Origin of the sequence: Alicyclobacillus sp. ALC3 (assembly GCF_028751195.1) — a bacterium.
Taxonomy (GTDB): Bacteria; Bacillota; Bacilli; order Alicyclobacillales; family Alicyclobacillaceae; genus Alicyclobacillus_L.
Window position 1 is genome coordinate 122,214 of sequence record NZ_CP066784.1, and the last position, 26,343, is coordinate 148,556.

Here is a 26,343-nt window from a genome sequence, read left to right on the forward strand (position 1 = left end):
CATGGCAGGTGCGCAAGCAACTGCCTGCGCACCCCTGCAATCCCTCAGTCTTTGTAGAGCTTCTTCAACTCTTCGACGACGCTGGCGTCCGCGAGTGTTGTCGTATCGCCAATCACGCGTCCCTCGGCGATGTCCCGCAACAGTCTGCGCATGATTTTTGCGCTGCGGGTTTTCGGGAGTTCGGCCGTGAAGATGATTTCCTCCGGTCGAGCCATCGCGCCAATGGCAGCTGCAACGTGTTGCTTCAATTCCGCAGCCAGCGCATCATCGGCTGTTGCGCCTTCTTTCACCGTGACAAACGCTGTAATCGCTTGGCCTTTGACATCATGGGACCGCCCAATCACGGCAGCTTCTGCTACAGCCTGATGACCTACCAGCGCGCTCTCGACTTCCATGGTGCCAATGCGGTGGCCAGAGACGTTAATCACGTCATCAATGCGCCCGAGAATCCAGATGTAGCTGTCATCGTCGAGGTGAGCCCCGTCTCCCGGTAGATACGTCCCGTCAAATTTCCCGAAGTAGGTGTTTTGGAAGCGTTCATCGTCGCCCCACACCGTGCGCAGCATCGACGGCCACGGTTTTTTAATCACGAGGTAACCGCCATTGCCTGCGCCGACAGAGTCGCCATTCTCGTCCACCACATCCACCGCAATCCCTGGGAGTGGCCGTGTTGCAGAGCCAGGTTTCGTCTCAGTGATGCCGGGAAGCGGCGCAATCATGGCGCAACCAGTCTCCGTTTGCCACCACGTATCGACGACTGGACACTGCTCCTTGCCGACGTGCACGTGATACCACATCCAAGCCTCCGGGTTAATCGGCTCGCCAACGGTGCCAAGCAAGCGCAAACTCGAGAGGTCGTGCTTCTCAACGTGCTGTGGCCCCCACTTCATGAATGTCCGAATGGAAGTCGGAGCGGTATAGAAAATGGTTGCGCCGTACTTCTCGATAATTGACCAGAAGCGGTCGCGGTCAGGGAAATCGGGCGCACCTTCATACATCACGGTCGTCGCTCCCGCTGAAAGGGGGCCATAAACAATGTACGTATGTCCCGTTACCCAGCCGATGTCGGCGCTGCAAAAGTGGATGTCGTCTTCTTTTAAATCAAAGACGCTGCGCATCGAGGTATTGACACCGACCATGTAACCGCCTGTGGTGTGCACGATGCCCTTTGGCTTGCCAGTTGTACCAGACGTGTAAAGCAGGTACAGAATGTCCTCTGCGTCCATTTCAGCTGCAGGGAACGGCGCCGTTGAGGCTTTTGCCATCAACTCGTTCCAGTCGTGGTCACGGCCGTCGACCATCTGTGCGCCGGCAGCTTTCCCGACACGCGGTACGACAACGACAGTATCGACAGAAGTGCCTTCGACGGCCTCGTCAGTGTTGTTCTTTAGCGGCACAACGCCGCCTCGCCGCCAGCCGCCATCGGCCGTAATCACAATGTTGGAGTCAGCGTCGAGAATTCGGTCTCGCAGCGACGCAGCCGCAAATCCACCAAACACAACAGAGTGAATGGCGCCAATCTTGGCGCAAGCTAGCATGCTAATCGGAAGTTCCGGGATCATCGGAAGATAAATGGTCACCCGATCGCCACGTTTGACGCCAAGGCTGGTCAGCACATGTGCCGCTTTGTCCACTTCGCGGCCGAGCATGTCGTACGTGAACACTTTGCTGTCGCCTGGTTCACCTTCCCAAATGATGGCCGCTTTGTTTTTGCGCGGCCCTTGGCGGTGACGGTCTACAGCGTTGTAGGCCGCGTTCAGCTTTGCGTCGACAAACCACTTCGCATGCGGGGGATTCCACTCGAGAACCTTCGTCCAAGGTTTGAACCACGACAAATTCTGAGCTTGTTCCGCCCAGTACGCCTCTGGGTCCGCAAGTGCCTTGTCGTAAATGTCTGGGTCGTTGAAGTTTGCTTGGGCGCGAAACGCTTCTGAGGGGGCAAACTTCCGGTCTTCCTTAAGCAGCGTATCTAAGCGGTTTGGATCCACGGACATGCCAATTCCCCTTCCAATGTGAATTTTTGTTGAACTGCAAGCGACTGAACAACGCCGAATCTTCAATCTGCCGTAAACATTATGAAAGCGCTCACCGAAAGTATACCATGCACGGTTCGAATGAACGAGGAATTTGTTACTAGAATTAAGGAAAATCCCTAGTCCATTCGAACTGTTTTTGCCATCTTCGACAGCGATTCAGAAGGTCTTCGCTTTCACGTAAGCCGTGAGACTCTCAGTTAACTCATAGCGAAGAAACGGAGTGATGAGGTAAATGCCGCGGAAGCACTCGGTTGCAACGTCCAGAATTTCCTCAGCAACCTTCAGCCCCATTTCGGTTGCCGTCTCTTCAGGCGCACTCGCCATGCGCGCGAGGACGTCTTCAGGAATGGCGATACCTGGCACTTCATTGTGCAGGAACTGTGCATTTCGATGGCTCACCAGCGGCATAACACCGATGAAGACAGGTACTCCAAGACCGTCGGTGGCACGCGCGAGTTGCTCTACCCTCTGCGGTTCAAAGACCGGCTGTGTCATCACATAGTCAGCTCCGGCGTCAACTTTGCGCTTCAGCCTTTCGAGCGCGCGGTCAAAATTGGCGACATAGGGGTTGAACGATGTGCCGACGACAAACCTCGATGGCTGTCGCATGGGTTGTCCGGAAAATGCAATGCCCGCATTCAAGCGTTTCACCAGTCGAGTCAACTCTGTCGAGGACACATCGTACACCGATGTCGCTCCAGGCAAGTCACCGAACCGGGTCGGATCGCCTGTAACGAGCAAAATATGACGAACCCCCAGCACTTCCAGCCCCATCAAGTGCGACTGCTGACCGATCAAATTGCGGTCCCGACAGGTCACGTGCACCAGCGGTTCGATGCCTTCCTGTTTTAACAAGGCAGCCAGCGCCATGTTGCTGACGCGCACATGCCCGAGCGAGTTGTCCGCCATCGTGATGAAATCTGCACCTGCGTCGCGCAGGGCACGCGCGCCGGCCAAAAACCGTTTGGACTGCACGGTCCTAGGCGGATCGAGTTCGACAATGACGGTCGTTTTTGTCGCAGCCTGCGCGACAATCGTCGCTGCGCCCGACACTGGTGTCTCGACATGGGCTGCTCTTACCTCAATCCGAGGCTTTGCCTCTGCCTGCGACAGTATTGGGGTCTGCGCGCCCGCCTCGACGTTTGCCACCCGAAGCGCAAGTTGCTCGATGTGTGTCGGTGTCGTGCCGCAGCAGCCACCAAGCCAGCGAACGCCCTGCCGCCAGAGACGCTCAGCGATGTCCGCAAAGTACTCCGCACTGCCTGTGTAGCGAAGGTCGTTGTCTTCACGCTGCAAAATGCCGGCGTTTGGCACTGCGGCGTAAGCAACACCAGGATGGAGCGTTATTTGTTCATACGTGCGAAGAATCCCCGAGGGACCCAGTCGACAATTGAGTCCAACGACCGTGGCACCAGCAGAACGCATAGCTTCAAAGGCCTCTGCGACGGGCACGCCGTCGACGGTCACACCGATCGTCTCTGGCGATAGATTCGCCAGGACTGGAAGGTCCGTCAGTGAGCGAACGACCTCAAGGGCATATACCATTTCAGTTGCCTCCGCGAACGTCTCAAGGACAATGCCATCGACCCCCGCCGCTAGCAGCGCACTCGCCTGCTCGTCGTACTCACCGCCAATTTCTTTTTGTACGTCAGGGTCAAGCGCGCCAAACCCAGCTGCTCGAGCGCCGCCGATCGACCCGATGGTGCCAAAGACGAGCGGACGGCGTCGATTGGCGCCGAGTCTTTCGGGATGAGGCTGGTCGAGAAACTCCTGCACGGCAAGCCGTGCAACATGCACAGCAGCTGTGTTGATGGACGCCACTTCACGCTCAGCGTGATAGCGTGCAAGACCACTTTTGTGGGCGCCAAACGTGTTAGTCTGAATGAAGTTGGCGCCAGCATTCAGATATGCCTTGTGCACGTTTGCGACCCACTCCGGCATGGATACGGACAGAGCTTCGTAGCAGGTGCGAATCGGCACGCCCCACTGGTGAAGGAGTGTGGCCATCGCGCCGTCGCCGACCCAAGTCTCTGCCAGCAATGTGTCCCGGGTAATCGGCGACTCGCTTTGGTCTCCATCGTGCCTCATCCTTCTACCACCTCCTCCGTCTCGGGCGACTGCGCAACCGACTCTCGTTCAGACGCATCGGCGTTGAAGTAACGCGCGTCCGGATGCGAGAACACAAGTGCGGATACGCTCGCTTCGGGCTCCATCATAAATCCATCTGTCAGTTCCACCCCAATGTCTTGTGGACGCAGTAACGCAAACAGTTTTTCTTGGTCTTCCAGGTTGGGACAGGCTGGATACCCAAACGAAACGCGAATCCCTTGATAACGAGCCATAAACCGTTCACGCATTGTCATGTCAAGCTTGTCAGGAAAACCCCATGCGTCACGAATCAAGTGATGTACCCGCTCCGCAAATGCCTCCGCCAACTCCAGCGCCAACGCTTGCAGCGCAAACGCGCGCAGGTAGTCCCCCGCCTCTTTCCACGCCTCTGCCCGCTCACGCACGCCGCGACCGGCCGTTACAGTCAGCATGGCGACATAGTCCATCACACCACTCTGTGCTTCACGGACAAAGTCCGCTAGGCACAGGTACGGGCGCACCCGCTGCCGCGGAAATTCAAACGTAGCCGCAACCTGGTCAGGCTTATCCGGGTCGTGGACGAGAAGCTTGTCGCCGACTGCTTGTGCAGGAAAGAATCTGTACATCCCGTGTACCGACAGCCAACCTTCGCGGGCACCATCCGTGAGCAGGGAGTCGACTAGAGCCAGCAGTTCAAGTGCTCGCTCGTCTCCGCTCGCCAACAACTTATCGACGTTTCCACGCAGACCGAGGTGCTTGCCAAGTAGCATCTGCAAGTTCAGATACGGGCGAACGTGCGTCAGCGGGTACGGACTCAGCACATGTCGGTCGAGGTCAGGCGGTAGGTAAACAGGTACGTCGCGGCGCACGTCGGACCGTTTGGCAGGGCCTGCTTGTCCAATCGTCTTGTCACTCCCCGCCGCGGTAGACGCCATCGCCTCTGACTGCTCCTTTGCCAAAGCAACCAGCACATCTTGACGGCTACTCGGCGTGGTCAAGCGGTTTGCTAAGTCAAGTCCGTCCATCGCGTCTTTTGCGTACAACACCGGCCCCCCGTACTGTGGAGCAATCCGTGTCAGCGTGAACCGTTTGGTCAGCGCTGCCCCACCCACGAGGAGCGGTAATGAGACGCCCGCAGCCCGCAGGTCATCGGCGGTTGTCACCATTTGTTGCGCCGACTTCACGAGCAATCCAGACAACCCAATCAGGTCTGGCTGGTGCCTGCGCACCGCCTCGATTAACTGTTCCGGCGGAACCTTAATACCGAGGTTGATGACTTCGTACCCATTGTTTGTCAGAATAATCTCGACGAGGTTCTTACCAATGTCGTGCACGTCGCCTTTCACGGTCGCAAGCAGCAGTTTGCCCTTCGTCGCCGTCTGTGTCTTCTCCATGTATGGTTCGAGATAGGCGACCGCAGCTTTCATCACCTCTGCGCTCTGCAGCACTTCAGCGACGATCAACTCGTTGTTGTTGAACAGGCGACCAACTTCACTCATGCCGTCCATCAGGGGTCCGTTGATGATGTCAAGTGGCTTTGCCTTTGTCAACATTTCGTCGAGGTCCTCTGTGAGGCTCGTTTTGCTGCCGTCCACGATGCGACGAGCCAACCGCTCTTCAACTGGCAGACTTTCCGTCAGCGCTGATGTCGACTCCGGTTTTTTACCGCGGTAAAAAGCTGTAAATTCCGCAACCAGGGCGTCCGTCGTGTGAAACAGTAATTCCTCCGCCAACTGCCGTTCTGAATCGGCGATTGATGCGAACCGCTCGAGTTTCTCGCTGTTCACAATCGCGTAGTCGAGCCCTGCTTTCGTGCAATTGTAGAGAAACACAGAGTTGAGCACTTCTCGGCCTGATGGCGGTAGACCAAACGATACATTGCTGACGCCGAGAATCGTCGGGCACAGCGGCAGGTGCTGTTTGATCAACCGAATCCCTTCCACCGTTTCCAGAGCCGCGCCCAAATACGCTTCGTCGCCGGTTCCGGCAGGGAAAGTCAGCGGGTCAATGATGATGTCTTGTGGTTTCATGCCACACTCTTTGGTCAGAATGCCGACTGTGCGGACCGCAACGTCAAGCTTCCGCTGACGAGTGACAGCCATTCCCTGTTCATCGATGGTGCCAATCACGAGCGCCGAACCATAGCGGGTGGCTAGCGCCGCGAACTCCCGCAGTCGGTGCTCTCCGTCTTCCAAATTGGCAGAGTTGATAATTGATTTGCCCTGGGCGTGTTTGAGTCCGAGCTCGACCACGCGAGCGTCTGTCGAGTCGATCATTAGCGGCACCTTTACCCTGCGCACGACGCGCGGCAAGAATGCCGCCATGTCAGCGACCTCGTCGCGGTCCGGGTCAGCGAGGCAAATGTCAATCACGTGCGCACCGGCGCGCACCTGATCGCGCGCCACTTCGGCTGCCGCATCGTAGTCCTCGTCGGCAATGAGACGACGAAACTTGCGAGATCCGATCACATTTGTCCGCTCGCCGACCAAGAGCGGGCGGTTATCCGCTTCAAGCAGCAATGACTCGAGGCCAGAGACCATGTGCGCGTGCTCGCCAGTAGCCTGGCGCGGCGCCTTGTCGCGTACGGCGGCCGCCAGAGCTCGAATGTGATCAGGCGTCGTCCCACAACACCCACCCACGACATTGAGCCACCCTTGGTCAGCAAATGCGCCTAGTTTCACGGATAGACTCGACGGTGTTTCATGGTAATGGCCGTCTTCGTCAGGTAAGCCCGCATTTGGGTAGCAACTGACTGCACAAGTCGCGAGCGTGGAAAGTGCGCGCAGATGATCGCGCATAAACTCTGGGCCAGTTGCACAGTTCAGGCCAACGGCCAGCGGTTTCAGATGTTCGACGGCCACGTAAAAGGCGTCAATCGTCTGACCCGCGAGTGTCGTTCCCATCGGTTCAATGGTGCCCGAAATGAAGACGGGGACGTCGACCCCGGTCAGCACACGCGCGCGCTCAATACCAAGACCCGCTGCCTTGACGTTGAGCAGGTCCTGAGCGGTTTCTAGCAGCAACAGGTCCACTCCGCCTTCGATCAGGCCTCGTGCCTGGAGTTCGTACGCATTTGCCAGTTCATCGAACGTAACGCCACCCGTAACCGAGAGGTTTTTCGTCGTGGGGCCCATAGACCCAGCTACGAACCGTTCGCGACCGGTTGCCTCGAATTGCTGCACCGCCCGCACCGCAATGCGCGCAGCAGCCACGTTGATTTCTAAAGCGCGGTCTGCCAGTCCATACTCGGCGAGTACAATCGGCGTAGCGCCAAACGTATTCGTCTCAATGATGTCCGCGCCAGCTTCCAAGTACGCGGTGTGAATCGCCTCTATGACTTCAGGGCGCGTGAGATTCAGCACCTCGTTGCACCCGTCTGTCTCAGGTCCGCCAAAGTCTTCCTCTGTCAGGTCTTGTTGCTGTAGCATCGTCCCCATGGCGCCGTCGAGGACCAAAATCCGCCTCTGCAGAGCTGCAGCAAGGCGCTCGCGTGTCGTCATCAAATTTACTCTCCCACTCTCACAGATACCGTGCTGACCGACTGGCAACAGGGCGTTTTGAATACATTGTACCATGGCCAAAACAGTTGCTTTTTTCGCTCTTTTCCTCGTTAACGTACCGTCTCAGTCAGTTCCTCCGCAAGCACGGTGACGCCGTGCGGGCGCAACGACACAAACAAGAACACGGCGAGCAAGGCCATCGCTGCGGCGCCCCACCACAGAGTCGACGCGAAGCCGATGATTTTCATCAACCACATAAACAGCGGCGCCCCAAATGAGAAACCGAACATATACGCCGCGTTCAGGATGCCGTTCATCGCCCCACGCACCAGTTCAGGCGATTCGTCGCCAACCATCCACTGAAAAATTGTGCAAAGAAAGGCCGATCCCGCACCCCACCCGACCCCGATTGCAAGCACAAAACTGAGGTGTCCTGCATAGGCGAGCCAAACCGTCAAGGCCGCTAAACCAAGCGCGCTGCCGACCATCACCTCGCGCAGTCGGACGAGTTGCGGTCGGTTCGCCAGCCAAGCGGTGAACAACACCCAAGAAACTCCAATAGGAAGAAACAGGGCGCCGCTTTTCCAGCCCGAAAGCGGCGCTCCCAGCGCGTATGGCAAGAGTGTACAGACGCCAAAGTAGACGACGCCAAACACGACTGCGCCGACGATGGCCGAATACAGCCGTGGGATGCGCAGCGCGATCCGTAAACTTACAGCATAGTCAGACAGCTTGACCTTCTCCGGCCGCGCGCTCTGACGCGGCGGGACAGAGATGAAGCCAGTCAAGAGCGCAGCCGGCAGGCCCAAAGTATACAGGGCAAATACGCCTCGCCAGTTTATCCCGTCACTGACGCCACCAAGAAACGGGGCAAGTGCCTCAGCTACTGCAACTGCAGCACCGAAGCCGGCTAACGCCCGCCGCCGTTCGGGACCCTGGGGATAGGCGTCGCCAATCAGACTATCGACCATCGGCATGATGCCGGCGGAGCCAATGCCCATGACAACGCGGCCCACCACCATCGGCAACGTCTTCGGGTCATACAGCGGGACGGTGCCGCCGAGAACAAACAAGACAAGGCCGCCAACGAGGATACTTCGACGCCCGAGGTAGTCAGAAGTCATCCCAAGCAGAGGCGTCGCGAGTACATACGCTAGGGCGTAACTACTGACAAGCCAGCCTATGAAAGCCGTTGGTTGGTGCAGGTGAACTGCAACATCGTGAGAAGCCGGGAACAAGACCGAATTGGGAAACATCGCGACACTCGCCGCGAACAGCAACGCAAGCAACGTGTAACGGGAGCGCTTGGCGGTCACAGTGCGCGCACTAAGCCCCCGTCGACCAGAATGGACTGTCCGGTGGTATATCCGTTGGCTGCGGACCCTAAATACACAGCCATGGCGGCAAACTCGTCGGGGGAGCCGTATCGCCCGAGAGGGATATTCTCTTCTGTCAACCTACGAACTTCGTCCACGCTCGTCTGCAGTTTATCAGCGCGCATGGCATCAAGGCTCGCCACGCGCCCCGTCGCAATGCGACCAGGCCCCAGCACGTTGACAAGAATGTTATCAGCGGCTAGTTCTAGCGCCAAACTCTTTGACAGGCCGACAATACCCGCCCGAAAAGCGTTAGATAAGATTAGGTTCTCGAGCGGTTGCTTGATCGATGAGGAAGCAAAGTTCACAATCCGCCCCCACTTGTTTGCACGCATGTGTGGCAGTGCCCGTCGCGTACAGCGAACAATGTTCAACAAGCAGAGGTCAAACGCGTTTTGCCAGTCGGTGTCGGATACACTGTCAAATGTGCCCGCCCGGGGCCCGCCCGTGTTGTTGATGAGTACGTCCACCCCACCGAAGACATCCTCGACGCGGTCAAACAGGCGGTCAATCGCGGCGCCGTCCGTGACGTCTGCCACGGTGAATTCAACTTCGCGATTGTCAGTCTCCGACTGAATACGCTTGACCGCATCTGCCAACGCAGTCTCTGACCGGCTCGCCAACATAACGCGCGCTCCCTCTCTTGCAAACGCTCGTGCAGTGGCAAATCCCAAGCCCTGACTTGCTGCCGTCACGAGGACGGTTTTCCCTTTTAGCCCGACGTCCATCGGTATCGTCCTCCTCCAGTCGTATCACTCATACGTTACAAAAAACACAGCGGAATGTCACGCCCTCGCAGGGTTAGTATAGCTCCAGCAAGAGCAGGTGAAACTACCTCCAAATGGAAACAAGGAGTGCTGAGCGTTGGGCCAAAGTGTCACGATGAAAATACTGAACGCGCACCTCGCCGCAGGGCAGAGGCCTGTACCTGCGGGAGAAGAGATTCTGGTTACGGTTGATCAGACTTTGACTCAGGACGCCACAGGCACGATGGCGTATCTCCAGTTTGAGGCGATGGACGTGCCACAGGTACGCACCAAGCGGTCGGTCAGTTACGTCGACCACAACATGCTGCAAACAGGGTTTGAGAATGCAGACGATCACGCTTTTCTCCAATCGTTTGCTGCCAAGCACGGGATCTATTTTTCACGCCCAGGCAACGGCATCTGTCATCAGGTCCACCTCGAGCGTTTTTCCGTGCCAGGGCAGATTTTACTCGGCTCCGACTCGCATACGCCGACAAGCGGCGGCGCAGGGATGATCGCAATTGGAGCAGGCGGATTAGACGTAGCGGTCGCTATGGCGGGTGGCCCGTTCGGATTACCGATGCCAAAAGTGGTCGGTGTCCGATTGACTGGCAAGCGACAACCTTGGGTGGCAGCCAAGGACATCATCCTCGAAATGTTAAGGAGACTGACTGTCAAGGGCGGCGTAGGCAAGGTCTTCGAATACCACGGCGAGGGAGTCGCAGACCTGACGATTCCCGAACGGGCGACCATCTGCAACATGGGAGCTGAACTCGGAGCGACAACTTCCATCTTCCCAAGTGACGAAAGAACCCGGCTGTTCTTGCGCAAACAAGGGCGTGAATCGGACTGGACTGCGCTTGAGGCAGACCCAGACACGAGCTATGACGAAGTGATGGAGATCGACTTGACTCACCTCGAGCCGCTGATTGCCCAACCGCACAGCCCGGACAACGTGACCACCGTACGAGAACTCGCAGGATTGCCGCTAGACCAGGTGTGTATTGGCTCTTGCACCAACTCCAGTTTTCACGACCTGGCCATCGCGGCTCACGTACTGCGCGGAAAGCGAGTCGCAGAAAACCTGTCGATGACTTTGACACCTGGTTCACGGCAGGTCTTTGCCACCATCGCTCGTGACGGAATTTTGGCCGACCTGATTGCAGCTGGCGCGCGTGTGCTCGAGGCGGCCTGTGGTCCGTGCATCGGCATGGGGCAGGCGCCAAAATCTGAGGGAATCAGCCTACGCAGCTTCAACCGCAACTTTGAAGGGCGGTCTGGCACGCCGAACGCGAAGGTCTACTTGTGTAGCCCGGAAACAGCCGCGGTGTCGGCCTTGCGCGGAGTGCTAACGGACCCAAGAGAAGGCGGAGCGTACGTGGAGACAAGGGAACCTGACGAATACGACACGAATGACGAAGGCATGGTCTTACAGCCGTCTGACGACCCCACGGCTGTCCACGTCGAACGTGGACCAAACATCAAGCCATTGCCACTGCGTGGGCCGCTGGAAGACACCATCGAGGGTGCAGTGCTCCTGAAAGTCGGCGACAACATCACCACCGACCACATCATGCCGGCGGGGTCGAAGATTCTACCTCTGCGTTCAAACATTCCGGCCATCAGCGAGTTCGTCTTTGTGCGCATCGACCCCACTTTCCCCGAACGCGCCAAAAAAGCTGGCGGCGGCATAGTCATCGCAGGGTCAAACTACGGACAAGGGTCAAGCAGGGAACATGCCGCGCTTGCGCCCATGTACCTGGGCGTGAAAGCCGTGATCGCTAAGTCGTTTGCGCGCATTCACCGTGCCAACCTGATCAATTTTGGAATTCTTCCGCTGACATTTGAAAGAGAAGCTGACTACGACGCGCTCGAGCGGGAGGACGCACTGGTCATTCCGGACGTACGGGGTCAACTGAAGCAAGGCTCCTTGATTGAAGTCCTCCAGACTGGGTCAGGTCGGATAATTCGCTGCCGCTCTGAACTGTCGGAGCGTCAGTTGGAAATTCTTCTGTCAGGTGGACTGTTGAACCATGTTCGAAGTGGACATGCGAGTGGGCAGTCGCAACCCGCGGTCGATGCCGCCTCTCACCTTGCTACTGCGACAATGGTATCGACAAACGGGCAGTCGCGCCCGGGACGCCCGGCCTCTTGAACAAGAACGCCCGGCCGACAATCGAGCAAATGCTCACGTCGGCCGGGCTTGGGTGTGGGGTCACTGCCCGCTCACTTGGAGTGTCTCGCGAGGTGCGGGACGTTCGCACGGTGATACTGCTTCCATGGGATAGGCACAATCACCGCGTCATCCACGACGCGGTTCCGCTCACTCACAACCGCCTCAAAGTGTCGATTGTTCTTAAGTGACCCAGTGAACGTGAACGCTTCGTTGTGGTTCTCCGTGTGTTGGTTGGACATCTGTGAACCACCCCCTGCGTGTCAACCTTCCCCCACCAAGCAATGTTCATTCACCAATGACCCGTGTTTTATCGCGCAGCCAAGCGGAAAGTTCACGAATTGGCAACCGCACTTGTTCCATCGTATCGCGATCACGAACTGTCACAGCACCGTCGTCCTCCGACTGAAAGTCAAACGTGATGCAATAGGGTGTACCGATCTCGTCGTGTCGACGATAGCGTTTGCCGATTGAGCCAGACTCATCGTAGTCAACCGTGAACGACTGAGACAACTCTCTGTAAAGGGCCTGTGCTGGTTCCGCCAGCTTTTTAGACAGTGGAAAAACAGCTGCCTGGTAAGGAGCCAAAACCGGATGGAAGTGAAGCACTGTACGCACATCGCCATCGGGTAAGGACTGCTCTTCATACGCATCGGCGAACACCGCGAGCAACAGTCTGTCGACGCCAATGGAAGGTTCAATACAGAACGGAATAAACGATTCACCGTCTTCACCATCGACCTGAAAGTCCTCGTGCGAGTGCTGCGCGTGCTGGGACAAGTCATAGTTGGTTCGGTTTGCAACTCCAAGCAGTTCGCCCCAACCAAACGGGAAGTGATACTCCACATCCGTGGTCGCCTTGCTGTAGTGAGACAGTTGCGCTGCCTCGTGATCGCGCAGTCGCACGTTCTCCGGTCGCATGCCGATAGCGAGCAACCAGTTATGGCAAAACTGCCGCCAATATGTGAACCACTCGTCATCAGTACCCGGTGCACAGAAAAACTCCAACTCCATCTGCTCGAACTCCCGTGTACGGAAGGTGAAGTTTCCGGGAGTTATTTCGTTTCGGAAACTTTTTCCAACTTGACCAATACCAAACGGCAGCTTTTTCCGCATGGTCCGACGCACATGCTCAAAGTTCACAAAAATACCCTGAGCTGTTTCTGGCCGCAAATAGATCTCATTGCCTGCTTCGTCCGTGACCCCCTGATGCGTTTTAAACATCATGTTAAACTGCCGAATCGCCGTGAAGTCATTCCCTCCGCAGTCCGGACACCGTACGTCATAGACTCGGATAAGTTCCTCCATTTCGTCAAACGAAAGCCCGTCCACGACACGCTCTTCGCCATGCGCTTCAATTGCCGCCTCGATCAATTTATCGGCGCGGTGTCTTGACTTGCAGGTACGGCAGTCGATCATTGGGTCGTGAAAGTGACCTACGTGGCCAGATGCCACCCAAACCTGGTTGTTCATCAAAATGGCACTGTCGAGACCCACGTTCAGCGGCGACTCGTGAATAAATTTCTGCCACCACACGCGCTTAATGTTATTCTTCAACTCGGCACCGAGCGGCCCGTAATCCCACGTGTTTGCAAGTCCGCCGTAGATGTCCGAACCCGGGAAAATGAACCCCCGGTGCTTCGCCAGCGCCACGAGTTGTTCCATTGTCACAGCCACAAGCTTCCCCCGTTTCCTATGAAAACATGGGCTTATGATACTCGATAACGGAGGACTGGCGCAACGCGCCACTCATCGTTGGCGTGCATTGGCCTGGAGTGCTGTGTGCATATCCGCTAAAATACAGCTAAGTGAGCCGACACTTCTGTTAGCGAACAACATACAAGATGAAGGGGTGCTCACACCTTGACGATAGAGTTTGTCTTCTTCGACATCGACGGGACACTGGTCTACAACCGCAAACTCGTTCCAAGTTCGATCGACGCGATTGGCAAGTTGCTTGCACGTGGCATCGGTGTGGCGCTGTGTACGGGGCGTTCAGTATTACAGACGATTGAACTGCAGCAGCGACTGGGTATTGACATAGCTGTCTACTTCAACGGCGGCTTGGCGATGGCACATCAGGAGGTCGTATCTACGCGCCCACTGCCGGTGGGGGTGGTCAGACGCGCGCGCAGCTTTTTCGTCGAACGGCAACTACCTGTCGTCATGCACACACGCACTAAAAGTGTGACACCTGCTCAGCTTCCGGGGTCACTACATTCCCTCATGCAGTCGTACGACTACCCTGAAGTCCGTGTAGACAAAACAGACGCATACAGTGATGAAGATGTGTTTCAGGCAAATGTGTTTATGGCGGAGGACTGGGACAAAGAGGTCTTAGAATTATTCCCTGAATGCATGATATACCGCTGGCACGAAGAGGCAATTGACCTTCAAAAGGCCGGCAACGACAAGTCTCTAGGCGCCCTAGACGTACTCCGCAAGATTGGTATCGCACCTGAACGCGCGGTGCACTTTGGTGATGCTTGGAATGACGTTGGCATGTTCAAGGCACTTGGTACCGCCGTTGTCATGGGAAACGCTTCAGAAGAACTCAAACCTTACGCAGATTACGAAACAACCAGCGTGGACCAGGACGGAGTCGAGCGCGGCCTGCGACACTTGGGCCTCATATAACTCAAGGGTTCTGTGGCAACTGCAGAACTTCCCCAACATACAGCCTACCGGCTGCGTTCAGGTGATTTTGCGCAATGATTTCACTCACCAGTTGGCGTGGATCACCAGCACCACTCATTTGACTTGCAATTGACCAGACGGTGTCTCCAGGCGCCACAGTGTACGGCACACCCGTCGATGCCGCAGACGCTACTCCTACCCAAAAATGAAACGCGAAGCTAGCCCCCACAATCCAGCACAGAGCGAACAACCCCCACAGACGCGTGCGCGTCTTGCGCGTCACCCGGTGAGTCTCGTAAGCAGCACTTTGCGCCGATTTCATGCGTCCCATTTCACTCAGTGACACCATCACAACCGCCCCCTGCGAACATTTGTTCTGTTTCTATTAAAATACGAACACACGTTCTTGTCAAGCGATATGCGAACAAACGTTTGCGAACAGCTGTTCTATTTGTTATACTTAGGAAAACTTTTGATGGAGCGGAGGCGCGGTCATGGCGAAACTGTCTCGACGACAAGAGGAAATACTCAACTACATCCGCGCATGTGTAAAGGAACAGGGGTATCCGCCGTCCGTTCGAGAGATTGGTGAAGCTGTCGGATTGGCTTCCAGTTCGACTGTGCACGGTCACCTCGAGCGTCTCCAGAGCAAAGGCTACCTTCGACGCGACCCGACGAAGCCGCGCGCCATCTTGCTGCTCGATCAAGGCGCTGCACAAGAACCTCAACTTGCCGCGCCGACGCCTGTTCAAACGACGCGCGGAGCTGTCTTTGCGCCGATCGTCGGGAAAGTCACCGCAGGTGTCCCGATTACGGCGGTGGAGGATGTGGACGAGTACTTTCCACTGCCTGAAGATATGGTCAGAGACCAAGAGGTGTTCTTGTTGCGCGTCACAGGGGATTCGATGATTGATGCTGGCATCTTGGACCGCGACTTCGTCATCGTGCAGCGACAGCAAACAGCCCGCAACGGTGATATCGTCGTAGCCATGACGGACGATGACGAAGCCACAGTGAAGCGCTTTTTCCGAGAAGCAGACCACATCCGCCTGCAGCCTGAGAACGCATCAATGAAGCCACTCAGGTATCCGAACGTCACCATTCTGGGCAAGGTCATTGGAGTTTTCCGAACGGTCGTGTGATAGCGTCAATCGGTTGGTGTGTCAGGACACGAAAACAGCCTGCGGTCTACGCGACCACAGGCTGTTTTCGATGTTCTGCTTAGTACAACTGCAGGTACTGTTCGCGTTCCCACTCGGACACCTGTGTCCGGTAGACGTTCCACTCGATCCGTTTGGCTTCAATAAAGTGTGAAATGATGTGCGCTCCAAGCGCTTCACGCAACACACCGTCACCTTCGAGGAGTTCGAGAGCGCGCGACAAATTGTCTGGCAAGCTCACAATACCGATCGACTCCTTTTCAGCATCCGACATCCGGTAGATGTTGCGGTTGACCGGGGGCGGAGCTTGCATCTCTCGCTCAATGCCATCGAGTCCCGCCGCAAGCATGGACGCAATCGCCAAATACGGGTTACAAGAGGGGTCCGGGCTTCTCACTTCAATGCGCGTACTCTGTCCGCGCGCAGCCGGAACGCGAACCAGCGGCGAGCGGTTTTTTGCCGACCATGCAACGTAGTTCGGAGCTTCATACCCAGGCACGAGGCGTTTGTAAGAGTTCACGATTGGATTACAAACCGCCGTAAACGCGGGGGCGTGGCGCAGGATGCCTGCGAGAAACTGTAGTCCAATCTCACTCAGGCCTGCCTCCCCATTCTCATCCGCGAACGCATTCTCACCATCGCGGAACAACGACATGTGGCAGTGCATTCCGGAGCCGTTGATACCGTAGACTGGCTTTGGCATAAATGTTGCGTGCAGACCGTGTTGACGAGCCACCGTCTTCACGACAAGTCGGAACGTCGCGATGTCGTCAGCGGCTTCGAGAGCATCCGCGTACATGAAGTCAATTTCGTGTTGGCCAGGCGCCACTTCATGGTGTGACGCTTCAATTTCAAACCCCATCGACTCAAGTGTCAGGACAATCTCACGCCGGCAATCTTCGCCGAGGTCGAGCGGCGCCCAGTCAAAGTAGCCGCCTTCGTCGCTGACTTCCGGTGTCGGCTTCCCATCCGCGTCCATCTTGAACAGGAAGAATTCCGGCTCGCAGCCGACATTGAACGTGTCAAATCCGAGCGACCGCGCACGTGCAGCAACGCGCTGCAGTGCAACGCGCGGGTCGCCCGGAAACGGATCGCCGTTAGGCTGCCGAATGTCACAGATGAGCCTCGCCACTCGGCCATAGTTTGACTCCCACGGGAAGACCAACCACGTACTTGTGTCCGGTGCCAAGTACATGTCCGACTCTTCGATCCGAACAAAGCCCTCGATAGAAGACCCGTCAAATGCAATTTTCCCATCAAGGGCTTTGGACAACTGGTCCACAGGCACCTCGACATTTTTGATGATCCCGAGTAAATCCGTAAACTGCAACCGAATGTAGCGAACATCTTGTTCCTTGGCGAGTTCGAGAATCTCAGCCTTGTCAAAGCGCTTGCGCATATGAACCACCCCTGTCCGGATCAACACAAGACCCTCAACACTGCTTACCTGTGTCGGTATAACCGAGACAGGTCACCTTGAAAGAGGGACATCGCTCGTTCCGTCTGCCCTTCCTGAATTTCTTTCTGCAACCATTCGTACAATTCAGCATCCGACGGCTCAGCCGTACTTTCTTGCACTGTTGCCGTCCCCGCTCGTCCCGACTGGAGTTTCGCTTTGACACCAGACATGTTGTATCCGTCATCGAGCAGACTGCGCACGTCCATAAGCCGCTCTACGTCCGCGAATGAAAACAACCGTTGCTTGCCCTCTGAACGCGCCGGGCTGATTAGCCCGTGCTGTTCGTAGTAGCGAATCTGGCGTGCTGACAGACCCGTTAGCTTTTGCACAATCCCGATGGAAAATAGCGGCAGCTGCCGACGCATGTTCAAGTCCACGGATATCCCCCCGCCCGCGCTGTAATCGCTGCCCCCATCTTATCATCCGGAACTACAATGCAAAAGCAGCGGATGTCAAAGTTTTTTACATCAACGATGTCACGATACGCTCCAATGTCAGATACACGTGCTCGTAGGTGAGTCCGCCTTGAAAATAGACACGGTAGGGCGCCACAACCGGGGCATCAGCGGACATTTCAATGGTGGAACCTTGCACAAACGTGCCGGCGGCCATCACCACCCGATTCGCGTAACCCGCCATCTCCCCGCCGTCGGGATGAACAAACGAGTCAATCGGTGCGCTAGCTTGTACCGCCTCACAAAACGCTAACAGCTTTGCTTCGCTGCCGAGACTGACGCGGATTACCAAGTCCGAACGCGCCTCATGCCACAACGGGGACACGTCGTAGCCGAGTTGCTCGAACACTGCTGACGCGAGGACAGAGCCTTTCACAGCTTGGGCGACGACGTGCGGAGCCATAAATAGTCCCTGATAGAACGGTCGCAGAAACCCCGCAGTCGGTCCGACTTCGGCGCCAACCCCTGGCGCTGTGAGCACCGCAGCCGCCCGCTCAACCAGGTCCGCGCGCCCCGCGACATACCCACCAGTTGGGGCTAGACCGCCGCCAGGGTTCTTGATCAGCGAGCCCATAACGAGGTCTGCGCCGATGTCGGTCGGCTCTGTCGTCTCGACGAATTCACCGTAACAGTTGTCAACGGCGATGAGGACGTCACTGCGCATCGCCCGGACAGCGGCAATTGCGTCTGTAAGGTCTGTCATGGTCAGCGCCTGACGCTCAGCGTAACCGCGTGAACGCTGAAAAAACACAACGCGCGTGTTCGTTCGCAGTGCCTGTTGCACACCGTGAAGGTCTACTTGTCCGCCGTCTGTAAGTGGGACAATTGCGTGCGATACCCCCCACTCCGCGAGGCTCCCTGCAGTTTCCCGAATGCCAACCACGGCCTCCAGCGTTTCATACGGTTTGCCAGTAGCAAATAACACTTCGTCGCCTGGGCGGAGCATGCCAAACAAGCCAACCTTCAGCGCGTGTGTCCCAGATACAAACTGTGGTCGCACGAGGGCACTTGGCGCATGAAAGACGCGTGCGAACACGCGTTCGAACTTGTCCCTTCCCTCGTCACCGAGACCATACCCGGTGGTGCCGTGCAGGTCTGCGTCGGCAACGCGCTCAGCGTGAAATGCATCAAGCACCTTGGCCTGGTTCGTTCTCGCAATCGCATCCATCCGCACCAGCGCCTCTGCGACTGTCTGCTCAGCACGAGCCACAACCTGGCTCGCCTGTTCAGTGACTTGCAAGTTGGTCATGGCTGTACCTCCGTCGAAGTCGCAATAGCCCTGTCGTAATCGGACTGACCAAAACGAGTCGCTTGCCGGCGGTCCATTTCGACAGTCACTTTCATCTCCCCAGCTTCGTTTGCTTCTGCACAGATCACGCGCCCTTGACGAGCTACGTCTGCCCAAAAAACCTCCGAATCTTGAGGGCCAGACAGTGTCACTCGAACCGGGTCAAGGCCCAGAACCGCGTCGACGGCGCTGTACAGCTCAGCCATTCCATCCCCTGTTCGCGCAGAGCCGTAGACTGTGACCGCAGCGTGGCGGTCCGGAGGTGGAGCCTGTCCCACGCGGTCGAGTTTGTTGTAGAACGTAATAATCGGCTTTCCGTCTGCCCCGAGCTCGCGCAGGACATGATATGTCGTGTCTGCGCGAGCTGCAGTATCAACGCTTGCGTCTAGGACATGGACAACGACATCTGCCGCCACCACTTCCTCCAGCGTCGCCCGAAACGCGTCGATGAGCAAGTGCGGCAGGTCCTGCACAAAGCCGACCGTGTCCAGCAGAACCAGTTCCCCAGTCCGTCCGGCACGGACACGTCGAGCCAATGGGTCAAGGGTGTCGAACAGCCGCGCATCGCCTCGTGCTGATGCGCTCCCTGCGCGATCGCTCAGCCAGCGCCCCAAAACTGTGGTCTTCCCGGCATTTGTATAGCCGACGAGGGCGACCGTCGGAACGTTAGATGCCCGGCGTTTGCGCTGCTCTGCGCGCTTTGACTTCGCTTCCCGCAACTGGGATTTCAAGTGGGAGATGCGGTCGCGAATGCGCCGACGGTCGACCTCGAGCCGCGTTTCACCAGGTCCTCTGGTGCCAATGCCGCCGCCAAGGCGCGACATCTGCACGCCTCGCCCGGTCAACCGCGGCAACAGGTATTGAAGCTGTGCCACCTCCACTTGCAGGCGTCCAACCTTGGACTGTGCTCGCTGCGCAAAGATATCGAGAATCAGCTGTGTCCTATCGATTACACGACATCCCATCCGGTCGGATAGGTTCCTGATTTGCGCTGGACTAAGTTCACCGTCAAAGATGACCAGCGACACCTCGTCAACTTCAACCGCTTCGGCCATCTCCAAGATTTTCCCGCTGCCAAGATACAGAGCTCCGTCCGGTTCTGGGCGTTCCTGAACAAATACGCGGACAACTTCGCCGCCGGCTGCGTCAGTGAGCCCTTGCAGCTCGTCTGTTCGTTCTTGTAACACCTCAGGATGTTCGCTCGGACGTTTTCGTACGCCGAGGATGACCCGGTCTGGGTCGGTAGGTCGTTTCATCCGCTCACCCCTTCGTGCCACATTGTATCGCAGATTGGGCAGTGTCCCAACTCGTGCGCACAAGCTCGCAGTTCCAACGGCACCTTGGCTTTCGCTTTGCGCATGCCTTGGCGGTAGCCAACGCGCCGCCCCATCGCGTAGCCGCAGAGCAACACAATCGCCACCCCGCCGAGGATGAAGGCCAGCCACTGAGTCATTGTCATACGTCAATCCCCCTGTCGTCATCTGAAGCCTTCCACAGGTGCTTGGTCGTTAGTTCAGCAGCAACGGTCAACGCCGTGACGGCGACCAGTACGACTGCAGTCAAAGCTGCGTTGGTCAACACGGCAACGCACAGCGCGACCAGCGTTAGCAACAGTGTCTCGGCAAAACCGATCCGAGCGGCCAGATTGGTCTGCCCGGACTTGCTGTCACCGGTCAGGTCCATCACGTCGTCCAGCCAATCGACGACAGCCATGATGGCGACCCCCCAGAGCGCCAATCTCCAGCCAACCAGACTGGCGGAGAGTGCAAGGGCAAGCGCGATCTCGACGTATGATGGAAGGCGTGACGGCAGTGGGTCGCGCCAAGTCGTAAACATCCCAACTGCGTAACTGCCAAAAAACACAGACAGCGCAAGTGCAGGGTCAAGGTCCACCGCGATGACGGCGAGCACCAGCGCATAAGGCAGCGTGGCGCGCCCGAGTTGATGGGCGAGTGTTTGACGCCCCCGTTCTAGGTCAAAGTTCACATCCAACGCGTCGTCCATTAACTTGATGGCTGCGCCCATCAAAAGTGCGCAACCAAGCCAGACCGCCCACTCATGCCAAACGCCAGACATGTTGCTTCACCTCTCGAAACCCATTCTGATGAAGGGCTGAGACAGGCACGACGCGGTGCCGAGTAAAGCGTTTGGAGAGCTCCCGATACCCTTGTTTTGCTCCTGGCAAATCCATCTTGTTTGCGAGGATCAAGTATCCGCGCTTGTGCTCGCCAAGTTCCGCGATTTGGTCGTCAAGCTCACTCCATCCACGCTCCTGACCTGCTCGGTTCGGCTTGCGCAAAGGCCCAACTTCACCAATTGCAGCAGCGTCAACCATGTGTAACACCACGTCCGCGTTGACAATCGCTCGCAGAGTCTGGGCCATGGCGCGCCGTAACTCGGCCTCGGGGTGAATTCCGTCGGTAAGCCCTGTCGTATCTGTAAGGAGAAACTGGCGCACGCCCTTTCCTCGCTCAAAATCCAGACACACGGACTGCAGGCAGCGCGTCTTATGGGGCAGTTCACCGGACAGAGTCTCGGCCGCCGACTTGGGCGACGTGCGGACGTGCTCGGTGCGTCCGTCCGTCCGCTCGACCAACCACGTCATTTCTCGAACCCCGATATACTGCGCGAAATAAATGCAAAACAATGTCTTTCCGACATTGGCCTTGCCTATCACGACACTGTGTCTCATACGGTTCCCCCCCACACTAGGTCTGCAGCTTCGAGGGTAACCATGGCTTCACGGCTTGGGTCCGGTGCGTCAAACAACCGCAAGGCATGCTGTCGAATTGTTGCTTCGAGCATGTTGCGCACCCAGCGCGCGTTGCTGAACGCAGAACTGCGCAGCGTATCCGTGCGCAACCGCTGCAACTCATGTCGCAACTTGGCCTCCGCTTCCACGCTGAATCGATACTGGCGTTCAGTCGCCATTTGTCTGGCAATACCCAGGAGAGCCGTCACCGAGTAGTCAGGAAACTTCAAATGAATCGGGAATCTGCTCGGCAGTCCAGGATTAGTCGAGAGAAACCATTCCATTTCATCTTCATAACCCGCGATAATCGCGATGAACTGGTTCCGGTAGTCCTCCATGCCTTTCACGAGGCAGTCGATGGCTTCTCGACCAAAGTCCTTTTCTCCGCCCCGCGCTAGCGAATACGCTTCGTCAATAAAGAGCACGCCACCGAGTGCCGATTTGATATGCTCGCGCGTCTTCTGCGCCGTGTGGCCGATGTACTCACCAACGAGGTCTGCCCGCTCGACTTCCACCAGGTGGCCTTTGGAGAGCAGCCCACACTCGTGAAAAAGACTTGCAAGGAGCCTCGCTACCGTGGTTTTTCCTGTTCCTGGATTGCCCGTAAACACCATGTGCAGAACGACCGGTTCCGTCTTCAAGTGCGACTGCCGACGTCGCTCCTGCATATACAGAAAGGCGAAAACCTGCCGAACTGTTGACTTCACTTCTTCCAACCCGACCAATGCATCTAAGTCCCCAAGCAGCGCGGACAGACGCTGTTTGGTGATTCGTGGCGTTGTGTCAGCAGTTCGTTGCGACGTGCCGTTCAGTAGGGACAACGCCTCCGCGAGCGCAATCTGCCCTTCTTGATAGTCCCGTATCACGTCGTTTCGCTGCGACCTCGGAATCGGTGTTTTTGGCCCTGTCCGCAACGACTATCACCTCGACCTCTGGAACGTGGCTTACGCGAGTAGGCGAGTGGTTGATTCCCTCTTGACATCTCCCAAATGTCTCGCGCAGTACCCTAACCTATGCAGAGACTCGAAACTGGGTGATCGCCTAGCAGGCGGGCCTCTGCCGGGGCCCGCCTGCTTTAGTCGTTGTTCTCAGTGAGCTACGCTTTCGAGCGCCGACGCAGAATATCCGGAATTCCATGAAGGTCCTCCGACGGTCGTCGCATCACAATGTCGTCCAATCCATCGCGCCAGCGAAACGGCAGGAGCGGCCAGAAGTAAGGCACCCCAAACGAGCGCGTGAAGATGAGCAACAACAACCATGACCCGGCACCGATCACGAACCCAAGTGTGCCTAATACCGCAGTCCAACCAAGTATCCACATGCGACTGATCTGATTTGCGCTGCCGAGTTCGAAGGATGACGTCGCGTACTGCGAAATCACAACGAACCCCATGTACACCAACACTTCTGGTTGCAACAACTGAATCTTCGAGGCGAACTGGCTGAACAACAGGGCGGCCACGATGCTGACTGATGAGCCAAGTATGCTCGGGGTGTTTAAAATCGCAAGGCGGAGCATATCGAGGGCGATTTCGGCAACCAACAGCTCCGCCCACAGCGGCAATGGGTCACCGTGTTGTGCGATGAAGAAACTGAGTGCCTTTGGGACGGATTGCGGATAGTCATTGACCAACAGAAACAGTCCCGGCAGAAATATGCTGACTAACACAGAGACCAAGATAACCCACCGCAGATATGTACCGACAAGCGGATACGAGTGATACTCCTGTGGGTTTTGCAGGTGTTGAAAGAACGTCACGGGCGCAATGATGACCTCGGCGGTCGTGTCGAGGACAATCACGATTTGCCCTTCGAGAAGCGCTGCGGACGCGATGTCGGGACGTTCGGTGTAACGCACAATCGGGTACGGGTTCCATTTGACGTGGCCGATGATATCTGTAAGTTGTTGCTCTCCCATTGTCATCGAGTCGGACTGCACAGACTTCAGGCGCTGCCTGATCTCGTTAACGCGTTGTGGGTCGGCCACATCCTTCAGGTACATCAAACTGACGTCCGTCTGCGAGCGTTTGCCGATCTGCATCAATTCAACGCGCAGGCGGGGGTCACGCAGTCGTCGGCGAATCAGCGCTGTATTCATCAACATTGTCTCTGTGAAGCCATCGTGAGGTCCACGCACGACGTGTTCTGTCGTTGGCAGCGTGATGCTGCGCATGGGATAGATACGGGTGTCGATCAACAGCGCTTGGTCAAACCCCTCAAGAAAAGTAATCAAGGGACCAGACAGAATGAACCGAATGGCGTCAGCCATTTTCGGCACTGGCTGCACCTGAACAAACGCAATGTGTTTGTTCAAATAGTCGATGAGTTCATCGAGCGTGAACGACTCTTGGTGTTGCTGTTTAAACGTCACCACGTTCGCTTGCAGGTTTTCCAGAATCAACACCATGTTCATCGTCAGGAAAAATCCGTTGGTGACGTACGACACCATCTTTATATCCCCGAACTCAAACGGTTTCGCAAGGATATCCCAGCTCGTACCGATGCCAATCAGGTCGTTCACATAGTCCACGTTGTCTTGCAAATGCGCGGAAATCGCGTGCTCCGCGACACCTGTTGGCGCAGAGCCTGCACGCTGGTGCACAGCAACCCCTCCTTGAAGTGACTCCGTTTACTCTTCCCCGACGGTTCACCTTGCGATACCTCATTCAGGACAGACGCTGCAAAAAAGGAATCCGCGGACATAAAAAAGAATTGCCCTGAGAGACCAGGACAACTCTTTTGTCTGGCGGAGTGAGACGGATTCGAACCGTCGATACGCGATTAAGCGTATACTCGCTTAGCAGGCGAGCGCCTTCGACCAACTCGGCCATCACTCCACGTGTTTTGGATGGTGCGCCTCCAAAATCGTGCTCACACATCATACCATCGTTGTGTCCTTCTGTGCAACCTATTTGAATGAGAAAAACCTGTCGCCCACCTCCCCGTGTCACCAGTTCTCCCACACGGATGGCATTCGACGGCGGCGCGAATTGAGCACGTCGAGTCGCTCAGAAAGTTCACGCCGAGAATACTCGGTTCGCCGCGGTTCGCCAACAAGCTCCGGGCTACTCTGTCGAAGACTGTCCATGACTCGAGTGAAAATGCCGACCGCTGTCTACACACTCGCTTGATAGCCGACGTTGACATCAACCACTCCGAAGAAATTGCACGTGATGGCTCCTCCGCAAAACAAAAAGCCCTTGTAGGAGGCACCTTCATGCCCTACAAGGACTTCGCTGGTGGGCGGTAACGGGCTCGAACCGCTGACCCCCTGCTTGTAAGGCAGGTGCTCTCCCAACTGAGCTAACCGCCCATTGTGATTGTTCACATATAACACTGTGGAGCTCCCAATCGGATTCGAACCGATGACCTCATCCTTACCATGGATGCGCTCTGCCGACTGAGCTATGGGAGCATGGCTCCCCGAGTAGGATTCGAACCTACGACCCTCCGGTTAACAGCCGGATGCTCTACCGCTGAGCTATCGAGGAATAAATTCATGTGGTGGAGGTAGTCGGATTCGAACCGACGGCCCCCTGCGTGCAAGGCAGGTGCTCTCCCACTGAGCTATACCCCCATGAACTTACTGCGTGCTTGCCATTCCTGCCCTTGCAGGAATCACTGGTCGGAGCAGCGGGATTCGAACCCACGACCTCCTGCTCCCAAGGCAGGCGCGCTACCAAGCTGCGCTATGCTCCGATGATACCTGCATGTCCACCACAACCAGGATGGCTGGGGAGGAAGGAATCGAACCTTCGCGTGACGGAGTCAAAGTCCGTTGCCTTACCGCTTGGCTACTCCCCAACATGGGGTGAGTGATGGGAATTGAACCCACGAATGCCGGAATCACAATCCGGTGCGTTAACCACTTCGCCACACTCACCATGGCAGGGGCGGCAGGATTCGAACCCACGACATGCGGTTTTGGAGACCGCCGTTCTACCAGCTGAACTACGCCCCTATCATTCCCGCTCGAAGAGCGGGTGTCGCCGAGGGATGCAACGGCTGTAGTCAATAACCTACAGGTGGTGGAGGGGGAAGGATTCGAACCTTCGAAGCTTCCGCAACGGATTTACAGTCCGCCCCATTTGGCCACTTTGGTACCCCTCCGCAAAATCCTGGAGCCAGCGACAGGAATCGAACCTGCGACCTACTGATTACAAGTCAGTTGCTCTACCTGCTGAGCTACGCTGGCACCCTAGCCATCAGCGACAAGAGATAACTTATCACACTGAAATCCGCGTTGTCAACGCCGATTTTCAGGGCATTGTGACAGGTATTTCTTGGCTCTGATTCGTTACTCGCCTTTCTCCTCGTCGACAACCTCTGGGTTCAGAGCAACACTACGCATCGGAATGAAGGTGGAAATGGCATGCTTATAGACCATCTGTTGCTTGCCATCTGACTCCACCACGATGGTAAAGTTGTCGAAAGCCTTGATCGAGCCACGGATTTGAAACCCGTTCACCAAGTACACGATAACTGGAATGCGGTCTTTTCGTACCTGGTTGAGAAATGTGTCCTGAATATTAACAGGTTGCTTCGTCATATCAGCAGCCTCCACTCACGGGGAATGCTGTTCCACTCCCCATCTCTATAGTGTCTCATACATATATCCGTTTCTCAGACCTCTGTCAACCCCAAGCGGCAACACAGCCCTGACTGCGCAGCAA

Annotated in this window: 21 protein-coding genes and 11 tRNA genes; 3 read left to right on the forward strand and 29 right to left on the reverse strand. The window is 56.6% G+C overall.

Going from position 1 to position 26,343, the window contains the following annotated elements; all coding sequences use genetic code 11:
* Positions 1-44: 44 nt before the first annotated feature.
* The 5 genes from acs to JC200_RS00565 form a co-directional block, all read right to left on the reverse strand.
* Positions 45-1,994: an acetate--CoA ligase gene (acs, locus tag JC200_RS00545; RefSeq protein ID WP_274434250.1), complete on the reverse strand. Its 1,950-nt coding sequence runs from the start codon at positions 1,992-1,994 to the stop codon at positions 45-47.
* Between the two features lie 198 nt (positions 1,995-2,192).
* Entirely contained in the window at positions 2,193-4,124 is a 1,932-nt protein-coding gene (locus JC200_RS00550) for a bifunctional homocysteine S-methyltransferase/methylenetetrahydrofolate reductase (protein ID WP_274434251.1), read from the reverse strand.
* Complete coding sequence (gene metH / locus JC200_RS00555) at positions 4,121-7,624, reverse strand: methionine synthase (protein ID WP_274434252.1); 3,504 nt, start codon at positions 7,622-7,624, stop codon at positions 4,121-4,123. The genes JC200_RS00550 and metH overlap by 4 nt, the downstream gene beginning before the upstream one ends.
* Positions 7,625-7,734: 110 nt before the next feature.
* Entirely contained in the window at positions 7,735-8,940 is a 1,206-nt protein-coding gene (locus JC200_RS00560; protein ID WP_274434253.1) for an MFS transporter, read from the reverse strand.
* Positions 8,937-9,728, reverse strand: coding sequence for an SDR family oxidoreductase (locus JC200_RS00565; protein WP_274434254.1), 792 nt, complete (start codon positions 9,726-9,728; stop codon positions 8,937-8,939). Before JC200_RS00565 ends, JC200_RS00560 begins: the two co-directional genes overlap by 4 nt.
* A 136-nt stretch (positions 9,729-9,864) precedes the next feature.
* Here JC200_RS00565 and JC200_RS00570 point away from each other — a divergent pair, with 136 nt between their 5' ends.
* Positions 9,865-11,901 (forward strand): aconitate hydratase, encoded by a 2,037-nt coding sequence (locus JC200_RS00570; RefSeq protein ID WP_274434255.1) that lies wholly within the window; start codon positions 9,865-9,867, stop codon positions 11,899-11,901.
* A 71-nt stretch (positions 11,902-11,972) separates the two neighbouring features.
* Here the strand turns inward: JC200_RS00570 and JC200_RS00575 are convergent, their stop codons facing one another.
* Both JC200_RS00575 and JC200_RS00580 read right to left on the reverse strand, forming a co-directional pair.
* Positions 11,973-12,161: a hypothetical protein gene (locus JC200_RS00575; protein WP_274434256.1), complete on the reverse strand. Its 189-nt coding sequence runs from the start codon at positions 12,159-12,161 to the stop codon at positions 11,973-11,975.
* 46 nt (positions 12,162-12,207) lie between these two features.
* Positions 12,208-13,596: a glycine--tRNA ligase gene (locus tag JC200_RS00580; protein ID WP_274434257.1), complete on the reverse strand. Its 1,389-nt coding sequence runs from the start codon at positions 13,594-13,596 to the stop codon at positions 12,208-12,210.
* Positions 13,597-13,782: 186 nt separating this feature from the next.
* Here JC200_RS00580 and JC200_RS00585 point away from each other — a divergent pair, with 186 nt between their 5' ends.
* Complete coding sequence (locus tag JC200_RS00585; protein ID WP_274434258.1) at positions 13,783-14,556, forward strand: Cof-type HAD-IIB family hydrolase; 774 nt, start codon at positions 13,783-13,785, stop codon at positions 14,554-14,556.
* Position 14,557: 1 nt separating this feature from the next.
* Here the strand turns inward: JC200_RS00585 and JC200_RS00590 are convergent, their stop codons facing one another.
* Positions 14,558-14,905: a LysM peptidoglycan-binding domain-containing protein gene (locus JC200_RS00590; RefSeq protein ID WP_274434259.1), complete on the reverse strand. Its 348-nt coding sequence runs from the start codon at positions 14,903-14,905 to the stop codon at positions 14,558-14,560.
* 145 nt (positions 14,906-15,050) lie between these two features.
* On the opposite strand from JC200_RS00590, the gene lexA reads away from it, so the two are divergent.
* Positions 15,051-15,698 (forward strand): transcriptional repressor LexA, encoded by a 648-nt coding sequence (gene lexA, locus JC200_RS00595; protein WP_274434260.1) that lies wholly within the window; start codon positions 15,051-15,053, stop codon positions 15,696-15,698.
* A gap of 79 nt (positions 15,699-15,777) precedes the next feature.
* Here lexA and glnA read toward each other — a convergent pair whose 3' ends face one another.
* From glnA to hfq, 21 genes are all read right to left on the reverse strand, one after another.
* Entirely contained in the window at positions 15,778-17,115 is a 1,338-nt protein-coding gene (glnA, locus tag JC200_RS00600) for a type I glutamate--ammonia ligase (RefSeq protein ID WP_274434261.1), read from the reverse strand.
* A 44-nt stretch (positions 17,116-17,159) separates the two neighbouring features.
* Complete coding sequence (locus JC200_RS00605; RefSeq protein ID WP_274434262.1) at positions 17,160-17,552, reverse strand: MerR family transcriptional regulator; 393 nt, start codon at positions 17,550-17,552, stop codon at positions 17,160-17,162.
* A gap of 85 nt (positions 17,553-17,637) precedes the next feature.
* Positions 17,638-18,879: a methionine gamma-lyase family protein gene (locus tag JC200_RS00610; RefSeq protein ID WP_274434263.1), complete on the reverse strand. Its 1,242-nt coding sequence runs from the start codon at positions 18,877-18,879 to the stop codon at positions 17,638-17,640.
* Complete coding sequence (hflX, locus tag JC200_RS00615; protein ID WP_274434264.1) at positions 18,876-20,174, reverse strand: GTPase HflX; 1,299 nt, start codon at positions 20,172-20,174, stop codon at positions 18,876-18,878. Before hflX ends, JC200_RS00610 begins: the two co-directional genes overlap by 4 nt.
* Complete coding sequence (locus tag JC200_RS00620; protein WP_274434265.1) at positions 20,171-20,377, reverse strand: hypothetical protein; 207 nt, start codon at positions 20,375-20,377, stop codon at positions 20,171-20,173. Before JC200_RS00620 ends, hflX begins: the two co-directional genes overlap by 4 nt.
* On the reverse strand, positions 20,374-20,994 hold the full coding sequence (locus JC200_RS00625) for a hypothetical protein (protein ID WP_274434266.1): 621 nt from the start codon (positions 20,992-20,994) through the stop codon (positions 20,374-20,376). Before JC200_RS00625 ends, JC200_RS00620 begins: the two co-directional genes overlap by 4 nt.
* Complete coding sequence (locus JC200_RS00630; protein WP_274434267.1) at positions 20,975-21,610, reverse strand: GTPase; 636 nt, start codon at positions 21,608-21,610, stop codon at positions 20,975-20,977. The genes JC200_RS00625 and JC200_RS00630 overlap by 20 nt, the downstream gene beginning before the upstream one ends.
* The gene (locus JC200_RS00635) at positions 21,607-22,584 is read right to left on the reverse strand and encodes an AAA family ATPase (protein ID WP_274434268.1); all 978 of its coding nucleotides are present in this window, start codon (positions 22,582-22,584) and stop codon (positions 21,607-21,609) included. The genes JC200_RS00630 and JC200_RS00635 overlap by 4 nt, the downstream gene beginning before the upstream one ends.
* Before the next feature lie 182 nt (positions 22,585-22,766).
* On the reverse strand, positions 22,767-24,272 hold the full coding sequence (locus JC200_RS00640; RefSeq protein WP_274434270.1) for a spore germination protein: 1,506 nt from the start codon (positions 24,270-24,272) through the stop codon (positions 22,767-22,769).
* A 142-nt stretch (positions 24,273-24,414) separates the two neighbouring features.
* Positions 24,415-24,507 (reverse strand) — tRNA-Ser (locus JC200_RS00645).
* 400 nt (positions 24,508-24,907) lie between these two features.
* A tRNA-Val gene (locus JC200_RS00650) sits at positions 24,908-24,983 on the reverse strand.
* A gap of 26 nt (positions 24,984-25,009) precedes the next feature.
* Positions 25,010-25,085: transfer RNA gene (locus JC200_RS00655), tRNA-Thr, on the reverse strand.
* A 1-nt stretch (position 25,086) separates the two neighbouring features.
* Positions 25,087-25,161: transfer RNA gene (locus tag JC200_RS00660), tRNA-Asn, on the reverse strand.
* 11 nt (positions 25,162-25,172) lie between these two features.
* A tRNA-Ala gene (locus JC200_RS00665) sits at positions 25,173-25,247 on the reverse strand.
* 45 nt (positions 25,248-25,292) lie between these two features.
* Positions 25,293-25,369: transfer RNA gene (locus JC200_RS00670), tRNA-Pro, on the reverse strand.
* Positions 25,370-25,399: 30 nt separating this feature from the next.
* A tRNA-Gln gene (locus JC200_RS00675) sits at positions 25,400-25,474 on the reverse strand.
* Between the two features lie 3 nt (positions 25,475-25,477).
* A tRNA-His gene (locus JC200_RS00680) sits at positions 25,478-25,553 on the reverse strand.
* Between the two features lie 2 nt (positions 25,554-25,555).
* Positions 25,556-25,631, reverse strand: a tRNA-Trp gene (locus JC200_RS00685).
* A 65-nt stretch (positions 25,632-25,696) separates the two neighbouring features.
* Positions 25,697-25,780: transfer RNA gene (locus JC200_RS00690), tRNA-Tyr, on the reverse strand.
* A 9-nt stretch (positions 25,781-25,789) separates the two neighbouring features.
* Positions 25,790-25,865 (reverse strand) — tRNA-Thr (locus tag JC200_RS00695).
* A 102-nt stretch (positions 25,866-25,967) separates the two neighbouring features.
* Positions 25,968-26,219 carry an RNA chaperone Hfq gene (hfq, locus tag JC200_RS00700; protein ID WP_274434271.1) on the reverse strand — a complete coding sequence of 84 codons (252 nt, stop codon included), beginning with the start codon at positions 26,217-26,219 and terminating at the stop codon, positions 25,968-25,970.
* Positions 26,220-26,343: the final 124 nt, after the last annotated feature.

Excerpts from the sequence above, each read along its gene's own strand:
- acs (WP_274434250.1), bottom strand. The coding sequence starts at position 1,994 with ATGTCCGTGGATCCAAACCGCTTAGATACGCTGCTTAAGGAAGACCGG.
- JC200_RS00550 (WP_274434251.1), bottom strand. The coding sequence starts at position 4,124 with ATGAGGCACGATGGAGACCAAAGCGAGTCGCCGATTACCCGGGACACA.
- metH (WP_274434252.1), bottom strand. The coding sequence starts at position 7,624 with ATGACGACACGCGAGCGCCTTGCTGCAGCTCTGCAGAGGCGGATTTTG.
- JC200_RS00565 (WP_274434254.1), bottom strand. The coding sequence starts at position 9,728 with ATGGACGTCGGGCTAAAAGGGAAAACCGTCCTCGTGACGGCAGCAAGT.
- JC200_RS00575 (WP_274434256.1), bottom strand. The coding sequence starts at position 12,161 with ATGTCCAACCAACACACGGAGAACCACAACGAAGCGTTCACGTTCACT.
- JC200_RS00590 (WP_274434259.1), bottom strand. The coding sequence starts at position 14,905 with ATGGTGTCACTGAGTGAAATGGGACGCATGAAATCGGCGCAAAGTGCT.
- lexA (WP_274434260.1), top strand. The coding sequence starts at position 15,051 with ATGGCGAAACTGTCTCGACGACAAGAGGAAATACTCAACTACATCCGC.
- glnA (WP_274434261.1), bottom strand. The coding sequence starts at position 17,115 with ATGCGCAAGCGCTTTGACAAGGCTGAGATTCTCGAACTCGCCAAGGAA.
- JC200_RS00610 (WP_274434263.1), bottom strand. The coding sequence starts at position 18,879 with ATGACCAACTTGCAAGTCACTGAACAGGCGAGCCAGGTTGTGGCTCGT.
- hflX (WP_274434264.1), bottom strand. The coding sequence starts at position 20,174 with ATGAAACGACCTACCGACCCAGACCGGGTCATCCTCGGCGTACGAAAA.
- JC200_RS00620 (WP_274434265.1), bottom strand. The coding sequence starts at position 20,377 with ATGACAATGACTCAGTGGCTGGCCTTCATCCTCGGCGGGGTGGCGATT.
- JC200_RS00625 (WP_274434266.1), bottom strand. The coding sequence starts at position 20,994 with ATGTCTGGCGTTTGGCATGAGTGGGCGGTCTGGCTTGGTTGCGCACTT.
- JC200_RS00630 (WP_274434267.1), bottom strand. The coding sequence starts at position 21,610 with ATGAGACACAGTGTCGTGATAGGCAAGGCCAATGTCGGAAAGACATTG.
- hfq (WP_274434271.1), bottom strand. The coding sequence starts at position 26,219 with ATGACGAAGCAACCTGTTAATATTCAGGACACATTTCTCAACCAGGTA.